Origin of the sequence: Bacillus sp. LB7 (genome assembly GCF_030449715.1) — a bacterium.
In the GTDB taxonomy this organism is placed as follows: Bacteria; Bacillota; Bacilli; order Bacillales; family Bacillaceae; genus Bacillus; species Bacillus paralicheniformis.
In genome coordinates, this window is sequence record NZ_JASGCA010000002.1 from 366,962 (window position 1) to 391,238 (window position 24,277).

Sequence of the window (24,277 nt, forward strand, 5' to 3'; positions counted from 1 at the left end):
AAAAGTGAAACTGGCTAATCATCTTCTACATACGAAGTAGAATAAACAAATCTACACCAAACGTAAAGAAGCGATCGAACGGTTTTTTGCAGATTTAAAATACAAGCATGGTCTGCGGTGGACACCCCCGCGGGATAAGAAAAAATTGCCCAAGCAGAGGCCAGGCTTGTTTTTGCTGCCATGAATCTGAAAAAGCTGGCGAATTGGACTTGGAAAAGTGCCTCATCGTCTGCTTTTTCATCAAAAATACAGAATAAATTGACAATCGGATTTTTATCTTCCGTCCTATTTTTCCCAACGGTTTTTTGTCTATAGCAATTTCTCCATTGCCATCACATCAACATATTGTTCATCTAAAATTCCTTGATTTTTAAAGGTGCCAACTTTTCTGTATCCCATTTTTTTGTATAAACTCTGTCCAAGTTCATTAAAGGGAAACGTATACAGAACGATTTTATAAAATTCATTTTCTTTAGCTGTTTTTTCAAGACTTTGAAGAAGAAAACTGCCTACTCCTTTACTACGAAATGAACGATCAACATAGACCGAAAGATCAGCAACGCCTTGATAAGCACAGCGATGTGAGTAAGGGTTTAAGGAAGCCCAACCCGCAATTTTTCCTTTTGATTCAGCCACAAGGACAGAATAGCGCCCTTGATGTTCCTGAAACCATATTTCAATTTCGTTCATTGTTTTTAAATCTTGGTCCAGAGTCGCAATCCGATCTTCAATGCCCTGATTATAAATGTTCAAGATAAATGGCAAATCGTTATGAGCAGCTTTTCGAATGTCTATGTTATCCATGAGCTTCCCCCATAAAAGTACTTATTTTTGAGTGCGGCAAGTATCGTTGTTTTCTTTAACTTCCTCATAAGTAATATTGCAACAGTCTTTTTTATCAGCTTTTACCTCGTTAATTTTCACGCCGCAGCAAGAATTGTCTTTTTTAAATATTTTATCGAACAACCCCATTATTTTCACCTCCTTTCAAGTTTAAATGATGTAGAAGAGAAAGCCTGAAATCGTGGACATTGCAATTACGGAAATGACGAAGGCCATCACTAACCGTTTTTGAAAAATACTGTTTAATAACGTTAACTCCGGCAGACTCGCCCCGGCAGAACTGATCATTAATGCCATTACTGGAGCAATTGCCATGCCTTTAACCATTAGAATTTGTGAAAGTGGAATCATGGTGGAAAGCCGGATATATAGCGGTATCCCGATAATAGCTGCAATCGGTACTAACCACCATTGATTGCCGCCAAAGGTTGATGAAATCCATTCAGTTGGCACAAATCCATGAATAACAGAGCCAATGGCTGCCCCAATGATTAAGAAAGGATAGACAGATTTCATAAGTGCAAGTGTTTCTCGCAAGGCAGCTTTAATGCTGAATGTTGTTTGTTTTTCTTCGTACCCGCTCATAACGACATGTTTTACAGCTTTCACAAACCCCATTTTCTCCAGGGTCAATCCAATGACTACAGACAGTACTGATGTAATCACTGTATAGGCTGCGGCTACTTTAACACCTAATAATGCTCCCATTAATGTGATGATGGTTGGATCCAATACTGGAGAAGAAAACAAGAACACCATCACGATTCCGAATCGGATCTTTTTATTTAACAAGTTAACGACAACCGGAATGGTGGAACATGAGCAGAATGGAGTTACAAATGCGATAACAAGTGCAATCGCAGCTCCAACAAAAACATTTTTGCCTTCCAGGTATTTATTTAATTTGTCGTATGGGATAAACCCTTGAATGAGACTGACAAGAAAAGAAATTCCAATAAATAAAACCGTTAATTCTAACGCAATTGAAAAAAAGCTCTTTAAAACATCAACTATCAATTTTATCACCTCGATAATAATTTGCAATTTGCAAGTATTTGACCGGGAAAAACATTTCGTACTTGCTTAAAGCGGTCGAGAACAAATGACCGTTATTAAAGTAGTTCGGGTTTTAGATGATGCAATAGTTTTCGAACCGCAAGTTGTGCATCAGTTCACCTCTCAACGGATAATGATCAGGTGATCCAGGGAATTTCATGCCGGGTAACGACGAAAAGCGTGCTAGAGAGAATAATTTTAGGCTGTCATAATACTAAGGTATAAACCGAGTGCTTGATTGTTTGCTTCCAAGATCAAAAATTGCAAATCTTTCTTTTGCAAATGATAGCCTAGGGCAAGATCGGCCTGACCTCGACCAATGACTATAGCATCCCAGCCCTTTGTTATAGGAAACCTCCTTATTATTTGTTTGCATTTTGCAAGTAATGAAAGAAAGGGAACTACCCCAAAGGAGTTGTACAGCAATTTTTCGACTTTGCCATAGCGTCATTCAACAGCTTAATTGAACGAATGACCGTTTCTTTTTCTGCATCGTTCATATGTGAGAAGACCTCGTTCAAAAAAGTATTCATTTGTTGATCAATCATTGTCGCAACATATTTTCCTTCTGTTGTTAAGGAAAGAATATGGATTCGTCGATCATCTGGGTCTGGTGTTTTCTTTACCATATTCATTTTCACCAGTGATTGAACCTGGCGGCTAAACGTTGTTATGTCTGTCCCTAATGTTCCCGCAATCTGCTGTATTGAAGGTTTATGATGACGATCAATCTCATATAAGATATGGCTTTGAATGAGAGAAATTTCATAACTGCCCGCAGTGCAGCAGTTCTTATTTAAAAAACCAAAGCGTCTTGTCATAACCTGAAATAGTTCTCGAAGATTTTCCATTGTCATTCACCTCTGATTTATTTATACCTTATTTATTTGCAAAATGCAAATGATTTTTTATGAAAATTTTGCTGTTTCAACTTTGTCTGTCTTTGGAACGTATTCGGTGTGTGTGGGAGTAAGCAGAGCAGTTTTGTTGTTCAGTACCATACTTGAAGCCTATTCATTATCAATAAGAAACAAGAAAAAATTAACGAAGGAGAATAGCAGCCTGATGTAATGACTTGAAAATAAGTTATTGATTATATAAATAAATAATTATATAATGACGTTGTAATATAATTCGATGAAGTAATTGTTATGATCTGTGTGTAACTATGCCGTGAAGAAGGCATGGACAGTGGCTCAGATTTGTTTTTCTTATACTTGTTTAAAGTTAGGGAAGACTTGAAATTGTAATATAACTAAAAACTTATTTATGGGATTAGCTCGACTCATAAAGGAGGCTTATTTAAAAATGAAAATGATAATAATTGGTTCGGTTGCAGCAGGTACTTCAGCTGCAGCTAAAGCACGTAGAAATGACGAAAATATCGATATTACAGTCTATAATGCTGACTATGACATTTCTTACTCTATTTGTGGCATCCCTTACTTTTTAGGGGGGGAGGTAGAGAACCTAAGTTCCTTAACACCAAGAAGTGCTGCATGGTTTAAAGGTCGCTATAACGTTGACATTTTCACTCGTCATGAGGTTACTCAGATAAATACTGATCAAAAAGAAATAGCTGTTAAGGATCTTGAAACTGGAAAAACAAAAATTGATACTTATGATGTTTTAGTTTTGGCAACCGGGGCTTCTCCGGCTACCCCAAATATTCCCGGCGTCAACAAAGAGCATGTATTTCAAGTAAGAACCATACAAAATACGTCTAAAATTGATCAATATATGAAGAAAGAAAATCCTCAAAAAGCAACGATAATCGGCGCAGGTTATATTGGTCTTGAAATAGCCGAACAGCTTACTCATAAAGGCTTGGAAGTAACAATGATTCAACGCGGCAATCAAGTGATGCCGAACTTGGATAAAGATATGGCATTCAGAGTTGAAGAAGAACTTCGAAGACAGGGGGTTCAATTATTATTAAATGAAGAAGCAACATCGATAGAAGATAGGTCAGTAACGACAAAGTCTGGACAGTCGATTCAATCAGATATTGTGATCTTAGCAACTGGAGTTCGCCCAAATACAAATTTAGCTGAAGAAGCAGGTATTAAGCTGGGGCCCACAGGAGCTATAGCTGTCAATGCCAAAATGCAGACAAATTTACATGATATATATGCAGTTGGTGATGTGGCCGAAAGTTTTTCAATCATTACAGGTAAACCTTTATACAGACCGTTGGGATCAACAGCAAATAAAATGGGGCGTATCGCCGGGGATGTCATTACCGGTGGCGATTTGGCCCACCGCGGGATTTTAGGAACAGGCATTTTAAGAGTGTTTAACTTAGCTGTAGGTCAAACCGGCCTTACCGAAAAAGAGGCGAAAGAATACGGCTATAATACGGAAATTTTATATAACATTAAACCTGCCAAAGCAGAGTATTTAGGCGGAAAAGAATTAGTGATAAAGGCTGTTGCTGATAGAGATTCAGGAAGTATTCTAGGTGTGCAAATTGTCGGAGAAGAAGGTGTCGATAAGCGCATTGATGTTTTTGCTACAGCCATCACGTTTAAAGCCAAGGCTGAAGATTTATTCCATTTGGATTTAGCTTATGCTCCGCCGTTTAGTACAACTAAAGATCCTGTAATGTATACCGGTATGGCCCTTCATAACTCAATTCAAAATAAAAATCGATTAATAACGCCAAGGGAATTAATTGAAAGAATGGAAAACGGAGAAGAATTGCAAATCATAGATACTAGGGTTGAAAAGCAATTTAAAGTATCACACGTACCTGGTGCCTTGAATATTCCTTTGTCGGAACTTAGAGGAAGTGCCAAGAATCTTAATCCCGATCTCCCGACCATAACCTATTGCAATAGTGGGGTAACAGGAAATGCAGCTCAAAATATTTTGATCAATATGGGAGTAAAAGAAGTTTACAACCTTTCTGGTGGGAATAAAAACTTTCAAAGTTATATAAAGAATTAATATTTGCAACAAGCTCTAAGTCATATGCACATATATAAAATTTCACTTATATACTGTAATGAAAGGAGGGATTAAATTGACTGTAGGAACTAAATTAGGGGGCGCTGCCATGTTGCGCTGCTTAAAAACACTTAGCGATCAAACAAGACTGATGATGATGAAGCTGTTTCTTGATAAAGAATATTGTGTATGTCAATTGGTAGATATGTTTGAAATGAGCCAACCTTCAATCAGCCAGCATTTACGAAAATTGAAACACGCAGGTTTTCTAAAGGAGGACAGGAAAGGCCAGTGGCGTTTTTATTCGATCAACAGATCATGTCCTGAATTTGAGACAATCGAGCATATCTTAAATAAAATTGATGAGGAGGATGAACTTTTAAAAAGCATCAAACAAAAAGAAACTCAAGTTTCTTGTTAGCAGGAGGGTATTCAATTGGTTTCAGCTATTTTAGCGTGCGTGATTTTTTTATTAACTTTAGTATTGGTGATATGGCAGCCAAAGAATTTATCGATTGGCTGGTCAGCCTGTGGAGGAGCCGTTTTAGCTTTAATTGCAGGAGTTGTGAATTTTCAGGATGTCATTACAGTTACAGGGATCGTCTGGAATGCTACCCTAGCTTTCGTAGCGATCATCATCATTTCCCTTATCCTTGATAAGATAGGCTTCTTCGAATGGGCGGCTCTTCATATGGCAAAGGCTGCAAAAGGAAACGGTATTCTTATGTTTGTCTATGTATCTGTATTAGGAGCAATCGTTGCTGCTCTGTTTGCCAACGATGGGGCAGCTTTGATTTTAACGCCGATCGTGCTCGCAATGGTGCGTGCTTTAAATTTTCAAGAAAAACTTGTTTTCCCTTTTATTATAGCGAGTGGATTTATTGCTGATACCACCTCATTGCCGTTGGTTGTCAGTAACCTGGTAAACATCGTATCAGCAGATTTCTTTAACATTGGATTTATTGAGTATGCTTCCAGAATGATTGTTCCTAACCTGTTCTCTCTAGCTGCGAGCATCATCGTTCTTTATCTTTTCTTTAGAAAAAGCATTCCTCGGCATTATGATATGACAGATGTTAAAAGGCCTGCTGAAGCAATTAAAGATCACAAGATGTTTCGGATGTCTTGGGTCGTTTTAGGAGTACTTTTGGTTGGATATTTTATAAGTGAGCTATTCTCAATACCTGTATCTATTATAGCCGGTATCATCGCAATCTTTTTTCTCATCATGGCTCAAAAGAGCTCTGCAGTTCAAACAAAGCAGGTGCTTAAAGGGGCTCCATGGGCGATTGTGTTCTTTTCCATCGGAATGTATGTTGTCGTTTACGGATTAAGGAATGCCGGATTAACAGATATCCTCTCAAATGTCATTCAAACAGTAGCAGATCAAGGGCTGTTTGCCGGTACCGTAGGGATGGGATTTATCGCAGCCATTCTATCTTCGGTGATGAACAATATGCCGACAGTTATGATTGATGCATTGGCAATTGCGGGTACTGATGCTCAAGGCATCATGAAAGAAGCACTGATCTATGCGAATGTTATTGGCTCTGATTTGGGTCCGAAAATTACTCCGATTGGATCACTTGCAACACTTTTATGGCTGCACGTTCTTTCTCAAAAGGGTGTGAAGATTTCTTGGGGAACATATTTTAAAACGGGTATCATATTGACGATTCCAACCCTTTTCATTACGCTTGCCGGTCTTTATATTTGGCTGCTGATTATTCATTAAATTTGTTTAAAGGAGAAGATGGAAATGGCGAAGAAAACAATTTACTTTTTATGTACCGGAAACTCTTGCCGCAGTCAGATTGCTGAAGGTTGGGCTAAAAAATATCTTGGAGAGGAGTGGAATGTTTATAGCGCCGGAATAGAAGCGCATGGATTAAACCCGAATGCCGTTAAAGCCATGAAGGAAACTGGTATTGATATCTCCGCTCAAACATCAGACATCATCGATTCTGCTATTCTAAACCATGCAGATTTAGTCGTTACTCTTTGCGGCGATGCTGCGGATAAATGTCCAATGACTCCTCCGCATGTAAAGCGCGAGCATTGGGGCTTTGATGATCCTGCCAAAGCACAAGGAACAGAGGAAGAAAAATGGGCGTTTTTTCAAAGGGTGCGCGACGAAATCGGAGAAAGGATCAAGAGATTTGCAGAGAACGGAAAGTAAAATAACATGAGCTGAGGCAGGGAAAACTCAGCTTTGCTTTAAGTTTATATATAAGAGTCTGATTATATAACAGGAGTGAAATATAATGAAAAAAGTTGAAATTTATGATCCTGCTATGTGCTGTTCGACTGGTGTTTGCGGCCCAAGTGTAGATCCCGAATTAACAAAGGTAGCATCAGCCATTTATACATTAGAAAAAAAGGGGCTGCCTATTAAAAGATATAACTTGGCAAACGACCCAGCTGCCTTTGCAGAAAATGAAACAGTCAACAAGCTTCTTCACGAGCAAGGAACAGATGCTTTGCCTGTCGTCTTGGTGGATGGGGAAGTTTTTAAAGTGGGAGGCTATCCTACAAATAAAGAATTCGCTGAGGTATATCAAATTGAAGAAAAGGAGTTAGAAGCACAAGAACCCAAGAAGAAACTGAATGTCATTCACATGAATACAAAGGAAGTGGAATAATGTTGAAATTTCAATCATCCCAAATTGGGCAAATTCCCTTCTTGTTTTTTACGGGAAAAGGAGGGGTTGGTAAAACATCAACCGCATGTGCAACTGCTGTTTCTCTTGCGGATGAAGGAAAAATTGTGTTGATTGTCAGCACAGACCCTGCATCTAATTTACAGGATGTATTCGGCATGGAATTGACAAATAAACCTCAGCCCATAAAAGGGGTGAAAGGTCTATATGCTTGCAATCTGGACCCAGAAGAAGCTGCCGAGGCATACCGTGAAAAAATGATCGGGCCATACCGTGGAAAATTGCCGGAGGTGGCGGTAAACCAAATGGAGGAGCAGCTGTCTGGAGCTTGTACAGTTGAAATCGCAGCATTTGATGAATTTACGAGCATTTTGTCTAATGAGGAGTTTATACAAAAATTTGACCACATTTTATTTGATACAGCTCCAACAGGACATACATTGCGCCTTCTTCAATTGCCGACAGCTTGGAACGGTTATTTAGAGGAAAGCACACATGGAGTTTCTTGTTTAGGTCCTTTAGCCGGATTGAATGAAAAGAAAGATATGTACGCTAGAACAGTAGATGTTCTATCCAATCCTGACAAAACAAAGCTTGTGCTGGTGTCGCGTCCTGATACTTCCTCACTAAAGGAAGCAGAAAGAGCATCAGATGAATTGAACGACATCGGACTTCAAAATCAATGCTTGGTTATCAATGGAGTCTTTCGAGAAAAAACGGAAGGAGATCCAATATCGGAGGCATTTTATCAACGTCAGCAAAAAGCAATTGCACAAATCCCATCTTTATTGCGCGAACTTGAAATTTATATGCTGCCATATGTGCCCTATTCTTTAACAGGTGTCAGTAATATTAGAACATTATTCGCAGATCATCAGATATCAACGAAAGATCAACAACACGAATTGCCATTACAGCAGTCAAGATTAGACAATGTTCAAGCTGTAATCGATGACTTTTCGGCTTCCGGAGCCCGGATCATTTTGACAATGGGAAAAGGGGGGGTAGGAAAAACAACGGCTGCCTCTATTCTTGCTGTCGGCCTTGCAGAAAAAGGACATCAAGTCCATCTCACAACGACCGATCCGGCAGCTCATTTAGATTATATGTTCCAAAAGGGCGAACTGGAACGTTTAACAATCAGCCGCATTGACCCAAAGTTTGAAGTTGAAGCGTATAAAAGAAAAATGATTGCAGCCGCAGCTCCTGATTTAGATGACGAGGCCCTCGCATACTTGGAAGAAGATTTGAATTCTCCGTGCACTGAAGAAATTGCAGTATTTCGGGCGTTCGCTGAAGTTGTCGACCGCTCAAAAAATGAGATTGTCATTATTGATACAGCTCCAACAGGCCATACACTCTTGCTTTTGGATGCTGCCCAATCCTACCATAAAGAATTGAAACGGACTACAGGAGAAGTGCCGGAAAGTGTGAAAGAATTACTTCCAAGGCTGCGCAATCCGCGGGAAACCAGCGTAGCCATTGTTACTTTGGCCGAAGCGACGCCTGTATTTGAAGCAAAAAGACTCCAGGAGGATTTAAAACGGGCGGAAATCGAGCCGAAATGGTGGATTATAAATCAAAGTCTGTATGCGACACACACCAAAGATCCTATCCTAACAAGCAAAGCCTTTTCCGAGAAAACATGGATCGATAAAGTAAGTGAGGAATTGGCATCCAAAACGGCTTTGATTCCTTGGGAACCTCAAGAAAAATTCGGATATGAACAGCTTAAAGAATATATAAAATAAATGAAAAGATTTCAGATGTGATGTTATTAAAATCAGGGAGGAATAAAAATGGTGATTACTGAATCGGCAAAACAAATGTTGACCCGGATCATGAAAGAACAGAATGCTGATGGAATAAGATTTTATTTCGCAGGCCAAGGATGCTGTGGCCCTCAATTGGGAATTGCACTAGATGCACCTGAAGCTGATGATGAAATTAAAGTGATTAACGGCATTCAAGTCGCTTTTGATAAAAGAATCCTAAACATGACAACTGACGTGACCTTGGATCAGCAAGGCGGCCAACTAACCTTATTAGGCGGAGGAGATAATGGTTGCTGTTAACATTTTAAAGCATGAGTTATTTGAGAACTTTAGTAGCTGAAAAATCACAACATACAATTAAAATTGAATATAAAAATTAAGTATCTAAAAAGTAGAAAGAGGCCGGGTTTAAATTCCGAGCCTCTTCATTTGATTTTATTTCCTCTTCGCACGCTTCCGCTTCTCCTTCTCCGCCCGGTAAAACTCATGAAACATCTTCATCAGTGCGCGTTTCTCAATCCGCGACACATAGCTCCGCGAAATCCCAAGTTCCTTCGCGATTTCCCGCTGCGTCTTCTCTTTCTTCAAATCAAGGCCAAATCTGCCGATGATGACTTCTTTTTCTCTGCCGTCCAAGATGTCGATGTATTTTTTGACTTTTTCAAGCTCCATGTTGAGCTGGATAGTGTCGATGACGTCTTCGTTTTCCGCTTTCAGGACATCGAGGAGAGAAATTTCGTTACCTTCTTTGTCTTGGCCGATCGGGTCATGGAGGGAGACGTCTTTTTTCGTTTTTTTCAATGCGCGCAAATGCATGAGGATCTCGTTTTCTATACAACGCGCCGCATAAGTGGCGAGCTTTGTTCCTTTTCCGGCTGAATAGCTTTCGATTGCTTTGATCAGCCCGATCGTTCCGATGGAAATCAGGTCTTCTGCATCTTCGCCTGTGTTTTCGAATTTTTTGACGATGTGGGCGACCAGCCGGAGGTTATGCTCGATCAGCATGTTTCTCGCGTGTTCATCCCCCTGGGCCATCAGCTCCAAGTACTTTTTTTCGTCACTGCTTGACAGCGGCTGTGGAAAGGCATTGTTTTTCACATATGATACTAAAAAAACGAGTTCCTTGATGACATAACCGAGCGCTGCAAAAACACCTGTCATTATCGGCACCTCCACATAATGTATGTAGGCAGAAGCCTATATGTAAATGTATGTTGGAGGGGGGATGTCTGTGTCTGTACCCGGCAAAATTGCCGGACTGCCAAATATTCCGGCGTTCTGTTCGGCATGCAGCCGCTTGTTTTTGCAACCGCTTCCATTTTTTAATCGTTTACAAAAGTTAACAATAGCGGGATAATAAAGGCAAGGAGGTGAGGGTGCCGGACGGTTCACCATAGGGTAAACGCTATCAACCAGTCGGTCCGGTGCGACAGATGAAAAACAAACGTCTTTTCATCCTTTCGTTAATTGTACTGAGCGTGGTCATGATTGGAGTTCAGGAAACCTTCCCAAACCTGCTGACGACAGGGTTAATGACTGTCGTTATTGCGGTGGCAGTTTTTAATATTTTAAAAGAATCGCTGAATAAAAAAGATGAAACACACAGCAAATGAGGCGGTAGAAAGCGTTTGCTTCTATCGCCAATAGGAAAACCGGCTCAAAGTGGTGAGCCGGTTTTCTTATTGGTTATTCTTTCAGCGCTTTTCCCATGCCTTTTAAAAATTGCAGACCGAAGCCGACGGCTCGGTTGATGTCCGGGTCGTTCATGGCTTTCAGCAGATCGAGGACCCCGGTTTTTTTATCGCTTTTTAAAAAGTCTTCTCCTTGTTTTGTGCCGGCGACGATGCTTTCTACCAGTTTCCCCATGACTTCCGGTTCGGCTTTGGAGAGAGCGCCGCCTGCTGCAATGGCTGTATTCATCAAGTTTTTGGCCGGTTCCTTGGACAGCTGGCCGAGGACGATTTTTGCGATATCTTCCTTTGCGCCGATCATGCTGTCTGCGGCATCAAGGACCCCGAGGCCGTTCAGTTCGCCGAGAAGCTTCATCGTTTTTGAAACGGCGGCTTCCTGTTCAGCCAAAAGGGCTTTGAGTTCTTCTAATTTTTCAAGCTTTATTTGCTCCTCAGATTTGTCTTCTTTGCGGATGGCGGTGATGGGAGCTGCCATGTGTGATGACCTCCTTTTGATTTAGTCTGTTAAATGAACATACCCCGGACGCTTCCATTTCCGCTCGACTTCAGCTCCGTTTTGCGGATGGCGTTTCTTATTGCGCGGATTTGTTTTCGGAAGCGGCGGTTCTGCGCATCCGCCGAGCACTTCCATACGCACCTTTGTCTGCTTGTAAGCAGGTGTATTGGTACGCGCATCTACTGCAGGGCCTGTCAAGAAATTGATCGCGGATTCTTTATCTGTCGAGTTCATCGGCAAATACAATTCGTTCGCTCTAACTCGGTCTGTCACAAGCGCGGTTAATCTTACGGCGCCAAACGGCGAGATCAGTCTGACCTGTGATCCGTCGCAGATGCCCCTGTCTTTGGCGAGCTCAGGCGAGACCTCAACAAAGACGTCCGGCACTTTCGCCTGGATGCCTGCCGATTTGTTCGTCATGTTTCCTTCGTGAAAATGCTCCAGCATTCGGCCGTTGTTAATGTGAAGGTCGTACTCTTCAGGAAATTCGGCAGGCTCTGTCCAGTCTGCGAGGGCAAAGCGCGCTTTCCGGTCAGGGAAGTTAAAGCCGTCTTCATATAAAAGAGGCGTGCTTTCTCCGGTCAGGCTGCCCCACAGGAAGCTGTTCCATCCTTCAATTGCGTCATAATCCGCCTTTGCGAACAGCGGTGACAGGCTTGCCATTTCTGAAAAAATGTCTCCCGGGTGGCTGTAATGCCAGTCAGCTCCAAGCCGGTTTGCGATCTCTTGAATGATGACCCAGTCCGGCTTTGCGTCTCCGAGCGGCGAAAGGGCCTGGTACAATCGCTGGACGCGTCTTTCCGTGTTTGTGAAAGTTCCATCTTTTTCAAGTGAAGCTGTCGCAGGCAGAACAACGTCGGCGTATTGGGCTGTTTTCGAAAGGAACATGTCCTGAACCACAAGGAAATCAAGGCTTGATAAAATGTCATGGACCCGGTTTGCGTTTGAATCGACTAAAGCCATATCTTCTCCGACGATATACATGGCTTTCATTTTGCCTTCTTCAACGGCGTGAAGCATTTCGATGTTGTCAAGTCCGGGTTTCTCGTTGATTGTTGTGCCGTAAGCTTTTTCGAACTTTTTCCGCGCTTTGTCATCTGTAATGTGCTGATATCCCGGAAGCCAGCCGGGAAGCGTCCCCATGTCGCAGGCGCCCTGGACATTGTTATGGCCGCGGAGCGGGTACGCCCCAGCGCCCTGGCGGCGGTAATTACCGGTAGCTAAAAGCAGGTTTGAAATTGCGGCGGACGTGTCGGAACCGCCTGTGTTTTGGGTGACTCCCATCCCCCAGAGAACGCACGTGCCGTCTGCATCGCGGATCATCTCAGCGATTTGGATCAGCGTCTGTTTATTGATGCCTGTGATTTTTTCTGCATATTCAAGGGTGTATGTCTCAAGCGATTGCTTATATTCTTCAAAGAAATTGACGTTTTCATTGATAAACGCCTGATCGTGCCAGCCTTGGTCGATCATATACTTCGTCACGGCCATCAGCCATACTTGATCAGTTCCTTGCTGCGGTCTGATAAACAGATCCGAGCGTTCGGCCATTTCGTTTTTGCGAAGGTCGGCGACGATCAGCTTTTGTCCGTGAAGCTTATGGGCGCGCTTCACGCGGGTTGCCAGTACCGGGTGACCTTCGGCCGGGTTGGCGCCGACGATGATGACGAGGCCTGCTTTCGCGATGTCTTGAATGGTGCCGGCATCGCCGCCCATGCCGACTGTGCGGAACAATCCGTCCGTTGCCGGAGACTGGCAGTACCGCGAACAGTTGTCGACATTGTTAGTGCCAAATACTTGCCGCGCCAGCTTTTGCATCAAGTAATTTTCTTCATTCGTGATTTTTGAAGACGAAATAAACCCGACGGCGTCTTTTCCGCTCTGCTCCCGAATTGAGCCTAATCTGCGGGCAACGTAGTCAAGCGCTTCTTCCCAAGTTGACTCGACAAATTCGTCATTTTTGCGGATCAACGGTTTGGTCAAACGCTCTTCCGCATTTACGAAATCCCACCCGAATTTCCCTTTCACACACGTCGAAATGGCGTTGACAGGAGCTTCTGACACAGGCTGAATTTTTAAGATGTCACGGCCTTTTGTCCATACTTCATATGAACAGCCGACACCGCAAAATGTACAGACGGTCTTTGTCTTTTTGATCCGCTGTGAACGCATCACCGCCTCGACTTCTGAAACGGCAAAGATGCTGCTGTATCCCGGCTCTACATCTTTGACAAGGTCGATCATCGGCTCCATGACATCCGGTTTGATACCTGTCATGAACCCGGCTTTTCCAAGCATCGATTTTTCCATTAGCGCATTGCACGGACAAACCGTGACACACTGCCCACAGCTGACGCATGATGACTCGTTGATTGAAACGCCTTCATCCCAGATCACCCGCGGCCGTTCACGCTCCCAGTCAATTGAGAGCGTCTCATTGACCTGCAGGTTTTGGCACACTTCAACACATTGTCCGCATGCGATGCACTGATTCGGATCATAGCGGTAAAAGGGGTGCGACATATCGACTGCGCAAGACGGGTCTTCTTTTGGCGTGTAAGGGTATTTCTGCTCTTCGATTCCCATCATTTCTGCCGTATTATGTAGCGTACAGTTGCCGTTGTTGTTGTCGCATACCGTACAATAAAGCAAATGGTTTTCGAGCAGGCGGTCCATTGCTTCTTTTTGTGCTGCTTTGACCCGTTCTCCAGACAGGCTGACCGTCATTCCGTCTTCTGCCCGCAGGGAGCATGCCCGCTTTAATTTTCCGTCTGCTTCCACAATACAGGTATCACACGTTTGAATAGGATCCGTCTCCGGAACATGGCATATTTGAGGGTGTTCAAACCCGTTTTTGTTCAATATGTCTAAAACGGTTGCCCCGGCCGCTGCTTTAATTTCTTTGCCGTCTATCCGGACACTGATTGGCTTTCCGTCCATCTTTATTCCCCTCCATCATCTTTTCAAAATCAAAAAAGCCATGTACATATATACCGAATCCTGGCGCGGAAAGCGGTATAAACATACATGGCGGAATAGTTTACTAGCAAAGCTTACTAACAGACCAATCCTATATTGTCAGAATTCGATAGATTCATAACACGACGGTATTACAAATCCATCAGCCCGGCTTTTATTATAAAGTGATATTGATTATAATTCAATAGAATAGGAAAATTTTAACCAAGTGAAATGTCTAAGGGGACATCGAGACAGATGGAAGGTTTAAACGGAAGGGGTATGCATGATGTCTAAAAAAATCCACGAATTCAACGATATGATCCGCAAGCTTCGAAAAGAGCTGTTTGGCAAGGGGCCTGAACGGATTCACACGGTCTTTGTCGACAATATGGCAGTTTCGACGCTTTACGGCAATTTGACGGCGAGCGAGCAATTTATCGCAAGCACGTCGGAGGGAAGGGAAATGGTCCATGCCGCAAGGACGACCCTGATTCAGAAACACTACTCCAATCACGTGCCGGAAGGAATGGAGCAGCTCATCGGAGCGAAGCTCGAGCACCTTTTTACAGACATCAAAATTCAGGAGGATATTGCGGTGTCTGTTTTTATCTTTGACCGCAATATTGAATACGGCACCGAATCAGCCAGCGGGGCTTGACGATCGGTCTCAAGTTCGAGGAGGAGTCATGATGATTGAACTGAAATCGAGTGAAAAACGAAAAGCAAAGGTTTTGTTAACAGAAGAAAGTCCGACATTCGCGCATGCGATAGCCGAAGGACTTATCGAAGGAAACGTTTATATCGATGATTTCCTCGCACCGGCCACTGTTCTTTTTCAAACAGCTGCCGGGATTTATTATGTCGCTGGAGATATCCCCGACAGCGGAAGGAGCGAATGGCTTCATTATCTGAATGAACAGAGGAACGGAGCGCGCTTTACCGTGTTTTCGGCTTCTGAAGAGTGGGACGCCTTTTTAATCGGGGGGCTTGGCGATCCTCTGCAGCAAATGGAGCGCGTGTCATTTTTCCTCGGAAAAGAGGAATGTGTTCGCAGCGCCGCATTTGCCGGTGTTGAAAGATTTTCTGAAGATGACCTTCAAAAAAGCACGAATTTTACGGACAAATACGCGATTGAGTATTGGGGAGGGCCAGACCGTTTTATGAAGAACGGTTTCGGATTTAAAGTGTCGCATGAAGGTGTGATCGCCAGTGAATGTGTCACCATTTTTTGTTCGGAACGCTTTGCTGAAGTTGATATCGCAACACACCCGGATTACAGGGGACGTGGGTTTGCAGTCCGCTGCGCCGACGCCTTTATCGCGTATGCAATAGAGAACCGCTTGAAACCGCGCTGGGATTGCGACCGGCAAAACGTTGCATCGATTCGCCTCGCTGAAAAATTAGGCTTTCGACCTGTCAAAACATATTCATTGTTTGTCGGAAAACCGTGAACCAATACGAATGTTTTTAAACAGGGGGGACAGGTTAAAGGCATAGTAAGGGCTGAACAATTTCAGGATGGCAGAGATTTCTCCCATTGAAAGTGCAGCTTCTCTCCTATATGATCGTAGTATTGGCTTTTGGAGGTGGAACGAATGAAAAAAAGCTTGGTGATGGTCCTCGTCTTTCTGCTTCTGCTTGCAGGCTGCGGAGAGGACGATCCCAGAAAAGTCGTAGCATTTGGAGACAGCAATACACGCGGCTCAAATTGGCAATTTCGCGATTATCCAAAAGCGGAAAAATGGGTCAATTTACTTCAGACTTCCCTTCAAGGGCAGTACAAAATAAATAATGCGGGAATAGGCGGAGAAACAACGGAAGACGCCAGGCTTCGATTCAGGAAGGATGTGCTGGATGACGAGCCGGCATATCTTTTTATCATGTTCGGAACAAATGATGCAGCAATTCTTGCGAAAGGGCTGCCGCGCGTATCCAAAAAAAGGTTTAAAGAAAACCTCTATTATTTTGTTAAAGAAAGCCGCCGCCGCGGGATAGAGCCGATACTAATGACGTGCCTGCCGATCGTCGAAGGAAGCGGGGACAACATCTTTTATTATGCAAGATACCGGGCTGCTTCGTTTGAAAAATACGGAGGGGCGCGTAAATGGCACGATTCCTATAATGACGTCACAAGGGAAACGGCGCGTGAACTTGATGTGCCGCTAATCGACAACTGGAAAAACATCGTGAAAAAAGCAGGCGGAGCTACAGATGAGAAGCTGATCCATTCGGGGTTTATCGACCCATCGGGAAATCACTTAACCCCAAAAGGCGCGCGAATTATTTTTGAAGGAATTAATGAAAGTAAAGTCATAAAAACTTCTTGATTTAAGTAAAAGGCCTAGCCATTTCTCCTTTTTCTTCATAGGCTGTTACTATAACAGTCTAAAGGAGGAATGATGCGATGGGATATCCTTTTCCCGCTGGTCCGTGTTCGTACCCGGCTTATCCCGGATATGCAGGCGCCGCATACGGATATGCGTTCGTTGTCGTCCTTTTAGTCGTCCTGCTCGTCATTGGCGGGTTCTACTGGCTTAGTCCTCACGGATTCTTCAAATAGCACCTCTTTTAGAGAGGTGTTTTTTCATGAAAAACAGTAGTAAGCGTATTATTCAAGTGATATAATATCAACCTAAGTGAAAAAAAGCGGCAAGAGCGCCCGGGAGTGCTTGAGCTATGAAGAGACGGAAAGCAGATGACCGAGCGACCTTCTTTTGATTTCGGTTTCAATCAGCTCGATGAATTCGCGGTTTAAATTCATCTCATTTGCTTTAATGTATGATTCTATTAAAAGTTCATCAGACAGCTTTTTCATACTTGGTACCCATTTAATAGGAAAGACACCTCCTCATAAAAATTGGAATAACCTGTTTGGAATAAGCATAAAATGTTAAGTTATATGATCTTTGTTTGAAGTACCTATAATCTATCATGAATATTGGGCGAGAACAATCGTTCTGTTATCCACACCAAAAAGTGGATAACTTGTGGGTATCATGTTTATAATTTAATAAAAGGTCGATGAAATATGAGTGGATACTGTGTGTAATTTTATCCACACCTGTTGAAGAATCCTATTATATGTCGAAAACTTTTCGGACAGCCGATTTTTTAAGACACTTTTAGATTTGATTCGACACATTGAAAAAAGAAGCAGTAATTGAAAGGAAAGGGTGCGGCTTTGTGTTAAAAAAGTTCTTTTTGCCGGATGAATTTGTAAAAAATATTTTTCAGATTACCCCTGAAAAACTAAAAGAGCGCAATGTAAAAGGGATTATTACGGATTTGGACAACACGCTTGTAGAATGGGACAGGCCTAGTGCGACACCGCGTCTCATCGAGTGGTTTGAAGAGATGAAAGAGCACGGCATTAAAGTGACAATTGTCTCAAATAATAATGAAAAACGCGTCAAAATATTTTCTGAACCGCTTAATATTCCGTTTATTTACAAAGCGAAAAAGCCGATGGGCAGAGCTTTTAGAAAAGCCGTCAAAAATATGGGGCTTAAAAAAGAAGACGTCGTCGTCATAGGAGATCAGCTCATGACAGATGTGCTGGGAGGGAACCGCAATGGGTTTCATACCATTCTTGTCGTGCCTGTGGCTGCTTCCGACGGCTTTTTTACGCGTTTCAACCGCCAGGTGGAACGCAGAATTCTCAGCGCTTTAAAACGGAAAGGCCATATTCAGTGGGAGGATTAAAGAATGGAAAAGGTAGTTTGTATCGGATGCGGAGTCGCCATTCAAACCGAAGATAAAAATAAACTGGGCTACGCGCCTGAAGCATCGCTGTTAAAAGACAATGTCATCTGCCAGCGCTGCTTCAGATTGAAAAATTATAACGAAATTCAGGATGTTTCACTGACGGACGATGACTTTTTGAAAATCCTTCACGGCATCGGGGAAACGGATTCGCTTATTGTGAAAATCGTCGACATCTTTGATTTCAACGGAAGCTGGATCAACGGACTAAACCGCTTTGTCGGAGGTAATCCGATCTTATTAATAGGAAACAAAGCAGATATTCTCCCTAAATCAGTCAAGCGCGAGCGCCTTGTAAACTGGATGAAACGCGAAGCGAAAGAGCTCGGCTTAAGGCCTGTTGATGTGCTGCTCGTCAGCGCCGGGCGCGGGCAGGGGATGAAAGACGCGATCGACGCGATCGAACATTACAGGCAAGGCAAAGACGTATATGTCGTCGGATGTACGAACGTAGGGAAATCAACGTTTATCAATCGGATTATTAAAGAGGTTTCCGGAGAGGGCGACATTATCACGACATCCCAATATCCGGGGACGACGCTTGACGCGATTGAAATTCCTCTGGATGACGGATCGGCGATGTATGATACGCCGGGAATCATCAACCATCATCAAATGGCGCACTATGTCGCGAAAAGCGATCTGAAAATATTAACGCCGAAGAAGGAGCTGAAACCCCGCACCTTTCAGCTGAACGAAGAACAGACGCTGTTTTTCGGCGGATTGTCGCGGTTTGATTATGCAAGCGGAGGCAGATCTTCGTTTGTATGCTATATGCCGAATGAACTCAACATCCACAGAACAAAGCTTGAAAACGCGGATCAGCTGTATGAAAAGCACGCTGGGGAAATGCTTGCTCCTCCTGCAAAAGAAGATCTTGACTCGTTTCCGGAGCTTGTCAAACATACGTTTACGATTAAAGAACCGAAAACGGACGTTGTGTTCTCTGGCCTCGGCTGGGTAACCGTCCAAGAGGCGAACCAAAAAATTGTCGCCCACGCGCCTAAAGGCGTTCACGTGTTTTTGCGCAAATCTCTAATATAAGTGCTAAGGGGAGAGAGTTATGAAACCGATATACGGACTGATTGGCAATCCGGTGGCTCATTCCATGTCTCCGGACATCCATAATGCGGCTTTGGAGGATCTTTCTTTAGAGGGGTATTATCACGCTTTTCGCGTGGAAAACGAAGATCTTGAAGATGCTGTGAAAGGTATGCGGGCCCTTGGCATTCAAGGGTTTAATGTGACCGTCCCCCATAAAGTATCGATCATGAAGCATCTCGACCGTATTGATGAAAGCGCCGAAGCTCTCGGGGCGGTCAACACTGTCAGAAGAGAAAAAGAAGGGCTGGTCGGATATAATACAGATGGAGCAGGATTTCTTAAATCGCTGAAGCCATCCCTTGATCGCCCCCTTTCTGAGCTTTCGATACTGTTGATCGGAGCCGGCGGTGCGGCGAGGGCGATATTTACCACTCTGGCAGCTGAGATGCCGAAGCAGCTGGACGTGGCGAATCGTACGCCTGAAAAGGCACTAGCGTTCACTCGGCATTTTGAAGGAGAGGCACGTGCTTTGTCGTTGCAGGAAGCGGAAGCAGACTTGTCAGCATATGATATCGTGATTCAAACGACGTCGGTCGGGATGCACCCGAACATCGAAGCTGCCCCGCTTTCATTGGCGAATGCGAAAGAAACGTGCCTTGTATGCGATATTATCTACAATCCGCTGAAAACGGCCCTGCTGCAGGAGGCTGAAGCAAAAGGCTTGAATACATTGGACGGAGTCGGCATGTTCATCGGCCAGGCGGCCCTTGCTTTTGAGCTGTGGACCGGACATGAGCCTAATATGGAAAAAATGAAATCAATTGTGTTGCAGCAACTAGGAGGAAAATCATGCTAACAGGAAAACAAAAACGCTATTTGCGCCGGGAAGCGCATCATCTGTCACCGATTTTTCAAGTCGGTAAAGGCGGAGTCAACGAAAACATGGTCAAACAAATCAGTGAAGCGCTTGAAGCCAGGGAATTGATCAAGGTGAGCGTGCTGCAAAACTGCGAGCAGCCTAAAGAGGAAGTAGCCGAAGCGCTGGCGGGCGGAGCACGCGCCGAACTGGTGCAGACGATCGGAAACATTATCGTGCTGTATAAGGAGTCGAAAGAAAATAAAAAAATTGAGCTTCCTTAACGCTTAAAGGTGGTAATCATGAGGAAAATCGGGATTTTTGGAGGGACATTTGATCCTCCGCACAACGGGCATTTATTAATGGCAAATGAAGTCCTGTATAAACTGGATCTTGATGAAATTTGGTTCATGCCCAACCAAATTCCGCCGCATAAACAAAAAAACTCGTTTTCGCTAAGTATGCACAGGGCGGAAATGCTGAAGCTCGCCATTTCGGGGAAAGAGCAATTTAAATTGGAGACGATCGAACTCGAAAGGGAAGGCCCTTCTTATACATTTGATACCATTCGCCTGCTGAAAGACCGATATCCAAACGATAAGTTTTACTTTATTATCGGCGCGGATATGGTGGAATACCTGCCGAAATGGTCAAACATTGACAAGCTTGTCAACATGATTCAATTTGTCGGAGTGAAGCGGCCCGGCTTTCAAATTGAGACGCCGTATCCGCTCGTTTTTGTCGATGTGCCTATTTTTGAAGTGTCATCATCTTTACTTAGGGACCGCATTAAAAATCAGCAGCCGACAGATTATTTAATTCCTGACGAAGTGAAGGTCTATGTGAAGGAGAATCATCTATATGAAACGTGAGGAAGCCTTAGCCTGCGTGCAAGAACAGCTGACAGAACAACGCTACATCCATACGGTCGGCGTAATGGAGACGGCTGTCAAACTTGCCGAACGGTTTGGCGCAGATGTGAAAAAAGCCGAAATCGCCGCGATATTTCATGACTATGCCAAATTTCGCCCGAAAGAGGAAATGAAACAAATCATCCTCAACGGGGGCGGGCCGCTTGAAGTGCTCGATTTTCATCATGAACTTTGGCATGCGCCGGCAGGAGCAACGCTTGTCAAAACAGAGGTTGGAATTACGGATGAAGACATCCTGTCAGCCATTCGATTCCATACGTCCGGAAGGCCGAATATGGCTCTTCTTGAGAAAGTGATTTATGTAGCGGATTATATTGAGCCGGGCCGCCGTTTTCCAGGGGTTGAAGAGGTTCGGACTCTCGCTGAAGAAGATTTGGATTCGGCCCTTATCCAGGCGTTGAAAAATACGATTACCTTTTTAATTTCAAAAAATCAGGCCGTTTATCCGGAAACGGTCGCCACATATAATGCTTTAGTAAACGATAGACATTAGGAGGAATTACTGAATGGATCAAGCTTCAATTTTAAAAATTGCCGCAGAGGCCTGCGATGATAAACGGGCGGAAGAAATTATCGCCTTAAATATGCAGGGGATTTCCCTCGTGGCTGATTATTTTCTGATTTGCCACGGGAATTCTGACAAACAGGTTCAGGCCATTGCCCGGGAAATTAAGGATCAGGCTGAAGAAAATGGAATCGATGTGAAGAAAATGGAGGGCTTTGACGAAGCCAGATGGGTTTTAATCGATTTGGGCGATGTAGTTGTCCACGTTTTCCACAAAGAGGAACGAGGCTATTACAACCTTGAAAAGCTGTGGGGAGACGCGCCGACTGAAGACCTTTCGTTCGGAGTTAATGAATGATCTATAAAGGATTTTCCGGTATTTATGACAAGCTGATGTCTCACGCCCCTTACGATGAGTGGGTCAGCTGGATTGAAAAAACGATCGGTGCACAGCAAAAAGAACGTATACGGATACTTGATCTGGCGTGCGGAACGGGTGAAATATCGGTCCGCTTGGCTGAAAAAGGCTACGATGTCACAGGAATCGATATCAGCGAAGATATGCTCGCGCAGGCTCAGTACAAAGCAGCCGTCCGGCAGCTCGACATTCAGTTCTTTCAGCAGGATATGCGCGAGCTTGCCGGGCACGGGCAAAAATTTGACGCGGTTGTGATCTGCTGTGACTCGCTGAATTATCTAAAGGGCGAAAAAGACGTTTTCAATACTTTTAAAAACGTTTTCTCTCTATTAAAAGAAGGCGGCCTTCTTCTGTTTGATGTTCATTCCATTTACAAAATGGATGTCATTTTTCCGGGAAGTACGTATGCCGATCAGGATGAAGAAGTGAGCGTCATTTGGCAAAGCTATGCGGGGGATGAGCCTCATTCAGCTGTTCACGATTTGACCTTTTTCGTAGAAAGCGGAGGCGTATACGAAAGGTTTGATGAATCGCATGAACAGCGGACTTTCCAGACGGAAAAGTATATCAGCTTATTGCGGCAAGCCGGATTTGAGGTGCAGTGCGTGACTGCCGATTTTTCAAAATTGGAGCCTGGCGCAGAGTCGGAACGTCATTTTTATACAGCGAAAAAAACAAAAACCATCGTTTAATCGTAACGATGGTTTTTCATAATGCATTTTTCCTTTGTTGAAAATTTCAGCGCATTCGTGAAACAATGAATCAAACGGAAAATTGCTTCTTGACTAGAGCGATATCTTCTTCATACTTCAAATGGGTGTTTCGGAACATCTGGCGGAACATATCCTGAACACCGCTTTCCAGCGCCTTAATTCCCTCACCGGTTACACCGCCTTTAACGCACACCTTTTCCTGCAGGGCGGGCAATGTGTAATGCCCTGTTTCGAGCAGCCTTCCCAAACCTACCAGCATTTCTGTCGTCATTAAAATCGCGTCTTCTTTTGATACGGAGGTTTCTTCGACAGCGGCCTGAATAAACTCCTGAACCAAATAACTGATAAAGGCGGGGCCGCAGCTGACAATGTCTGAGGCGACCCTCGTAATCCCGCTTTCGATTTCAAGAGGGATTGAGATCTTGCTCACTAAAGCCGTCAATTTTTCTTTTGCCTCAGCTGTGCAGCTTTCTCCGTAAGTCAATAATGACACGCCGGACAACGCTCTGTTCGTAATGCTCGGGATCACTCTTGCCGCCTGGCAGGAGACGACGGCTTCCAGCTGTTCGACCTGCACCGGACTCGTAATGGTGACCACAATCTGATCGCGGGTGAAGACGGGTGAGAGCCGTTTTAGCAAAGGATAAATATCCAGCGGCTTGACACAGATAAACACGGCATCACTTTCCGTAATCACTTCTTCCGGCCGTTCTGCAACCTGAATGTCTGGGAATCGTTTTTTTATGTTTAACGCTTTGTCGATCGTTCGGTTAGTAATAGTTAAAGATGAGGGAATGACCGCTCTGGATTCAATCAACGCCTCAATTAAAATGGTCCCCATATTTCCTGTCCCGATAAAGCCGATATTCAATCGTTCTCCCCTCCTTTGAACCTGTATCTTTTAAACGATATGAAAACTTCAGTCAAAATATGTATGAAAGCAGGTGAGCAGTTTGACAGATTGGCTAAAACAATATAAATGGCATGCGGCGGGAAGCGTGGCACTCGTCTTGATCATCAGCGCTGCCTTCATGCTGTTAAGCGGAAAGCGTGAAACTTCATCAGGCCTCTCCATTCCTGAAGAGGCTTCTGCACAGACTTTTGAGAAGAAAGAGGAGGTGAAGCGGGAAAAAAACGCGGGGAGAGAGGAGGTTATCATCGATTTGAAAGGCGCTGTGAAAAATCCGGGCGTCTATCAAATGAAGGAGGGAGACAGGGTGCACGATGCATTGAAAAAAGCAGGCGGCACCGAGAAAAAAGCGGACGAAAAGCAAATTAATCTGGCAGCCGTTTTGCGGGACGGTATGGTTCTTTACATTCCATTTGAAGGGGAAGAGGCTGCTGGCTCTTTTTCGGAAGCGGACTCAAGAGCAGACGGCAGCTCAGGTGATATCGTCAATATCAATACGGCTTCCTCTGAGGAGCTTCAGACGATTCCCGGGATCGGTCCTTCAAAAGCGGAAGCGGTAATCGAATACCGCGAGGAAAACGGAATGTTTCAGACGATTGAAGACATAACAAACGTTTCGGGAATTGGAGAAAAGTCTTTTGAAAGAATAAAATCTTCAATCACAGTAAAGTAAATTGACGTTTGTGGATAAACATATGTAAACTTA

Annotated in this window: 30 protein-coding genes and 2 pseudogenes; 22 read left to right on the forward strand and 10 right to left on the reverse strand. The window is 43.8% G+C overall.

Going from position 1 to position 24,277, the window contains the following annotated elements:
- Window positions 1-40 precede the first annotated feature (40 nt).
- Window positions 41-315, forward strand: a pseudogene (locus QMZ64_RS04380) (transposase); the annotation flags it as partial.
- Here the strand turns inward: QMZ64_RS04380 and QMZ64_RS04385 are convergent.
- The 5 genes and pseudogenes from QMZ64_RS04385 to QMZ64_RS04405 form a co-directional block, all read right to left on the reverse strand.
- Window positions 310-804, reverse strand: a complete 495-nt coding sequence (locus QMZ64_RS04385) for an arsinothricin resistance N-acetyltransferase ArsN1 family A (RefSeq protein ID WP_044822610.1) — start codon at window positions 802-804, stop codon at window positions 310-312. The pseudogene QMZ64_RS04380 and the gene QMZ64_RS04385 overlap by 6 nt on opposite strands.
- A 21-nt stretch (window positions 805-825) precedes the next feature.
- Complete coding sequence (locus tag QMZ64_RS04390; RefSeq protein WP_187444615.1) at window positions 826-972, reverse strand: hypothetical protein; 147 nt, start codon at window positions 970-972, stop codon at window positions 826-828.
- A gap of 21 nt (window positions 973-993) precedes the next feature.
- Window positions 994-1,860 (reverse strand): permease, encoded by an 867-nt coding sequence (locus QMZ64_RS04395; protein ID WP_044822611.1) that lies wholly within the window; start codon window positions 1,858-1,860, stop codon window positions 994-996.
- 124 nt (window positions 1,861-1,984) lie between these two features.
- A pseudogene (locus QMZ64_RS04400) lies at window positions 1,985-2,247 on the reverse strand (monooxygenase); the annotation flags it as partial.
- Between the two features lie 53 nt (window positions 2,248-2,300).
- Window positions 2,301-2,750 carry a MarR family winged helix-turn-helix transcriptional regulator gene (locus QMZ64_RS04405; protein ID WP_044822612.1) on the reverse strand — a complete coding sequence of 150 codons (450 nt, stop codon included), beginning with the start codon at window positions 2,748-2,750 and terminating at the stop codon, window positions 2,301-2,303.
- A 457-nt stretch (window positions 2,751-3,207) separates the two neighbouring features.
- On the opposite strand from QMZ64_RS04405, the gene QMZ64_RS04410 reads away from it, so the two are divergent.
- The 7 genes from QMZ64_RS04410 (at window position 3,208) to QMZ64_RS04440 (ending at window position 9,583) form a co-directional block, all read left to right on the forward strand.
- Entirely contained in the window at window positions 3,208-4,848 is a 1,641-nt protein-coding gene (locus QMZ64_RS04410; protein WP_044822613.1) for an FAD-dependent oxidoreductase, read from the forward strand.
- Between the two features lie 109 nt (window positions 4,849-4,957).
- On the forward strand, window positions 4,958-5,269 hold the full coding sequence (locus tag QMZ64_RS04415) for a metal-responsive transcriptional regulator AseR (RefSeq protein WP_301441154.1): 312 nt from the start codon (window positions 4,958-4,960) through the stop codon (window positions 5,267-5,269).
- Window positions 5,270-5,284: 15 nt separating this feature from the next.
- Entirely contained in the window at window positions 5,285-6,583 is a 1,299-nt protein-coding gene (locus tag QMZ64_RS04420; protein WP_044822615.1) for an arsenic transporter, read from the forward strand.
- A gap of 24 nt (window positions 6,584-6,607) precedes the next feature.
- The gene (arsC, locus tag QMZ64_RS04425) at window positions 6,608-7,027 is read left to right on the forward strand and encodes an arsenate reductase (thioredoxin) (protein ID WP_044822616.1); all 420 of its coding nucleotides are present in this window, start codon (window positions 6,608-6,610) and stop codon (window positions 7,025-7,027) included.
- An 85-nt stretch (window positions 7,028-7,112) separates the two neighbouring features.
- The gene (arsD, locus tag QMZ64_RS04430) at window positions 7,113-7,490 is read left to right on the forward strand and encodes an arsenite efflux transporter metallochaperone ArsD (protein WP_044822617.1); all 378 of its coding nucleotides are present in this window, start codon (window positions 7,113-7,115) and stop codon (window positions 7,488-7,490) included.
- Window positions 7,490-9,259, forward strand: a complete 1,770-nt coding sequence (gene arsA / locus QMZ64_RS04435; RefSeq protein ID WP_044822618.1) for an arsenical pump-driving ATPase — start codon at window positions 7,490-7,492, stop codon at window positions 9,257-9,259. Before arsD ends, arsA begins: the two co-directional genes overlap by 1 nt.
- A gap of 48 nt (window positions 9,260-9,307) precedes the next feature.
- Window positions 9,308-9,583, forward strand: coding sequence for an adhesin (locus QMZ64_RS04440; RefSeq protein WP_044822619.1), 276 nt, complete (start codon window positions 9,308-9,310; stop codon window positions 9,581-9,583).
- A 135-nt stretch (window positions 9,584-9,718) separates the two neighbouring features.
- On the opposite strand, the gene sigK is transcribed toward QMZ64_RS04440, so the two are convergent.
- The gene (sigK, locus tag QMZ64_RS04445) at window positions 9,719-10,444 is read right to left on the reverse strand and encodes an RNA polymerase sporulation sigma factor SigK (RefSeq protein WP_301441139.1); all 726 of its coding nucleotides are present in this window, start codon (window positions 10,442-10,444) and stop codon (window positions 9,719-9,721) included.
- A gap of 272 nt (window positions 10,445-10,716) precedes the next feature.
- Between sigK and QMZ64_RS04450 the strand changes: the two genes are divergently transcribed.
- The gene (locus QMZ64_RS04450) at window positions 10,717-10,896 is read left to right on the forward strand and encodes a hypothetical protein (RefSeq protein ID WP_023855265.1); all 180 of its coding nucleotides are present in this window, start codon (window positions 10,717-10,719) and stop codon (window positions 10,894-10,896) included.
- 73 nt (window positions 10,897-10,969) lie between these two features.
- Here QMZ64_RS04450 and QMZ64_RS04455 read toward each other — a convergent pair whose 3' ends face one another.
- Both QMZ64_RS04455 and fdhF read right to left on the reverse strand, forming a co-directional pair.
- Window positions 10,970-11,449, reverse strand: coding sequence for a helical membrane plugin domain-containing protein (locus QMZ64_RS04455; protein ID WP_265626248.1), 480 nt, complete (start codon window positions 11,447-11,449; stop codon window positions 10,970-10,972).
- 21 nt (window positions 11,450-11,470) lie between these two features.
- A complete protein-coding gene (fdhF, locus tag QMZ64_RS04460; protein ID WP_265626249.1) occupies window positions 11,471-14,410 on the reverse strand; it encodes a formate dehydrogenase subunit alpha in 2,940 nt (979 codons plus the stop codon).
- Window positions 14,411-14,717: 307 nt separating this feature from the next.
- Between fdhF and QMZ64_RS04465 the strand changes: the two genes are divergently transcribed.
- The 4 genes from QMZ64_RS04465 to QMZ64_RS04480 all read left to right on the forward strand — a co-directional run bounded on the left by QMZ64_RS04465 (window position 14,718) and on the right by QMZ64_RS04480 (window position 16,991).
- Entirely contained in the window at window positions 14,718-15,089 is a 372-nt protein-coding gene (locus QMZ64_RS04465; RefSeq protein WP_025811122.1) for a Na-translocating system protein MpsC family protein, read from the forward strand.
- 28 nt (window positions 15,090-15,117) lie between these two features.
- Complete coding sequence (locus QMZ64_RS04470; RefSeq protein ID WP_301441140.1) at window positions 15,118-15,882, forward strand: GNAT family N-acetyltransferase; 765 nt, start codon at window positions 15,118-15,120, stop codon at window positions 15,880-15,882.
- A gap of 144 nt (window positions 15,883-16,026) precedes the next feature.
- Window positions 16,027-16,758 carry an SGNH/GDSL hydrolase family protein gene (locus tag QMZ64_RS04475; RefSeq protein WP_075752221.1) on the forward strand — a complete coding sequence of 244 codons (732 nt, stop codon included), beginning with the start codon at window positions 16,027-16,029 and terminating at the stop codon, window positions 16,756-16,758.
- Between the two features lie 77 nt (window positions 16,759-16,835).
- Window positions 16,836-16,991 (forward strand): hypothetical protein, encoded by a 156-nt coding sequence (locus QMZ64_RS04480; RefSeq protein WP_023855260.1) that lies wholly within the window; start codon window positions 16,836-16,838, stop codon window positions 16,989-16,991.
- A 114-nt stretch (window positions 16,992-17,105) separates the two neighbouring features.
- Here QMZ64_RS04480 and sda read toward each other — a convergent pair whose 3' ends face one another.
- Window positions 17,106-17,246, reverse strand: a complete 141-nt coding sequence (gene sda, locus QMZ64_RS04485) for a sporulation histidine kinase inhibitor Sda (protein WP_003183713.1) — start codon at window positions 17,244-17,246, stop codon at window positions 17,106-17,108.
- Between the two features lie 368 nt (window positions 17,247-17,614).
- Between sda and QMZ64_RS04490 the strand changes: the two genes are divergently transcribed.
- The 8 genes from QMZ64_RS04490 to QMZ64_RS04525 are packed head-to-tail and all read left to right on the forward strand — an operon-like array spanning window position 17,615 to window position 22,640.
- Window positions 17,615-18,133, forward strand: a complete 519-nt coding sequence (locus tag QMZ64_RS04490) for a YqeG family HAD IIIA-type phosphatase (protein WP_265626251.1) — start codon at window positions 17,615-17,617, stop codon at window positions 18,131-18,133.
- 3 nt (window positions 18,134-18,136) lie between these two features.
- Window positions 18,137-19,237: a ribosome biogenesis GTPase YqeH gene (yqeH, locus tag QMZ64_RS04495; RefSeq protein WP_265626253.1), complete on the forward strand. Its 1,101-nt coding sequence runs from the start codon at window positions 18,137-18,139 to the stop codon at window positions 19,235-19,237.
- Between the two features lie 19 nt (window positions 19,238-19,256).
- Window positions 19,257-20,093: a shikimate dehydrogenase gene (gene aroE / locus QMZ64_RS04500; RefSeq protein ID WP_243943036.1), complete on the forward strand. Its 837-nt coding sequence runs from the start codon at window positions 19,257-19,259 to the stop codon at window positions 20,091-20,093.
- Complete coding sequence (yhbY, locus tag QMZ64_RS04505) at window positions 20,087-20,377, forward strand: ribosome assembly RNA-binding protein YhbY (protein WP_003183704.1); 291 nt, start codon at window positions 20,087-20,089, stop codon at window positions 20,375-20,377. Before aroE ends, yhbY begins: the two co-directional genes overlap by 7 nt.
- Before the next feature lie 18 nt (window positions 20,378-20,395).
- Window positions 20,396-20,965 carry a nicotinate-nucleotide adenylyltransferase gene (locus QMZ64_RS04510; RefSeq protein WP_243943038.1) on the forward strand — a complete coding sequence of 190 codons (570 nt, stop codon included), beginning with the start codon at window positions 20,396-20,398 and terminating at the stop codon, window positions 20,963-20,965.
- On the forward strand, window positions 20,955-21,518 hold the full coding sequence (gene yqeK, locus QMZ64_RS04515; RefSeq protein WP_243943039.1) for a bis(5'-nucleosyl)-tetraphosphatase (symmetrical) YqeK: 564 nt from the start codon (window positions 20,955-20,957) through the stop codon (window positions 21,516-21,518). The genes QMZ64_RS04510 and yqeK overlap by 11 nt, the downstream gene beginning before the upstream one ends.
- Before the next feature lie 13 nt (window positions 21,519-21,531).
- A complete protein-coding gene (gene rsfS, locus QMZ64_RS04520; RefSeq protein WP_059231259.1) occupies window positions 21,532-21,888 on the forward strand; it encodes a ribosome silencing factor in 357 nt (118 codons plus the stop codon).
- Window positions 21,885-22,640, forward strand: coding sequence for a class I SAM-dependent DNA methyltransferase (locus QMZ64_RS04525; protein WP_265626256.1), 756 nt, complete (start codon window positions 21,885-21,887; stop codon window positions 22,638-22,640). The genes rsfS and QMZ64_RS04525 overlap by 4 nt, the downstream gene beginning before the upstream one ends.
- 70 nt (window positions 22,641-22,710) lie before the next feature.
- On the opposite strand, the gene comER is transcribed toward QMZ64_RS04525, so the two are convergent.
- Window positions 22,711-23,532, reverse strand: coding sequence for a late competence protein ComER (comER, locus tag QMZ64_RS04530; protein WP_265626257.1), 822 nt, complete (start codon window positions 23,530-23,532; stop codon window positions 22,711-22,713).
- An 82-nt stretch (window positions 23,533-23,614) separates the two neighbouring features.
- On the opposite strand from comER, the gene QMZ64_RS04535 reads away from it, so the two are divergent.
- Complete coding sequence (locus tag QMZ64_RS04535) at window positions 23,615-24,244, forward strand: helix-hairpin-helix domain-containing protein (RefSeq protein WP_301441141.1); 630 nt, start codon at window positions 23,615-23,617, stop codon at window positions 24,242-24,244.
- Window positions 24,245-24,277: the final 33 nt, after the last annotated feature.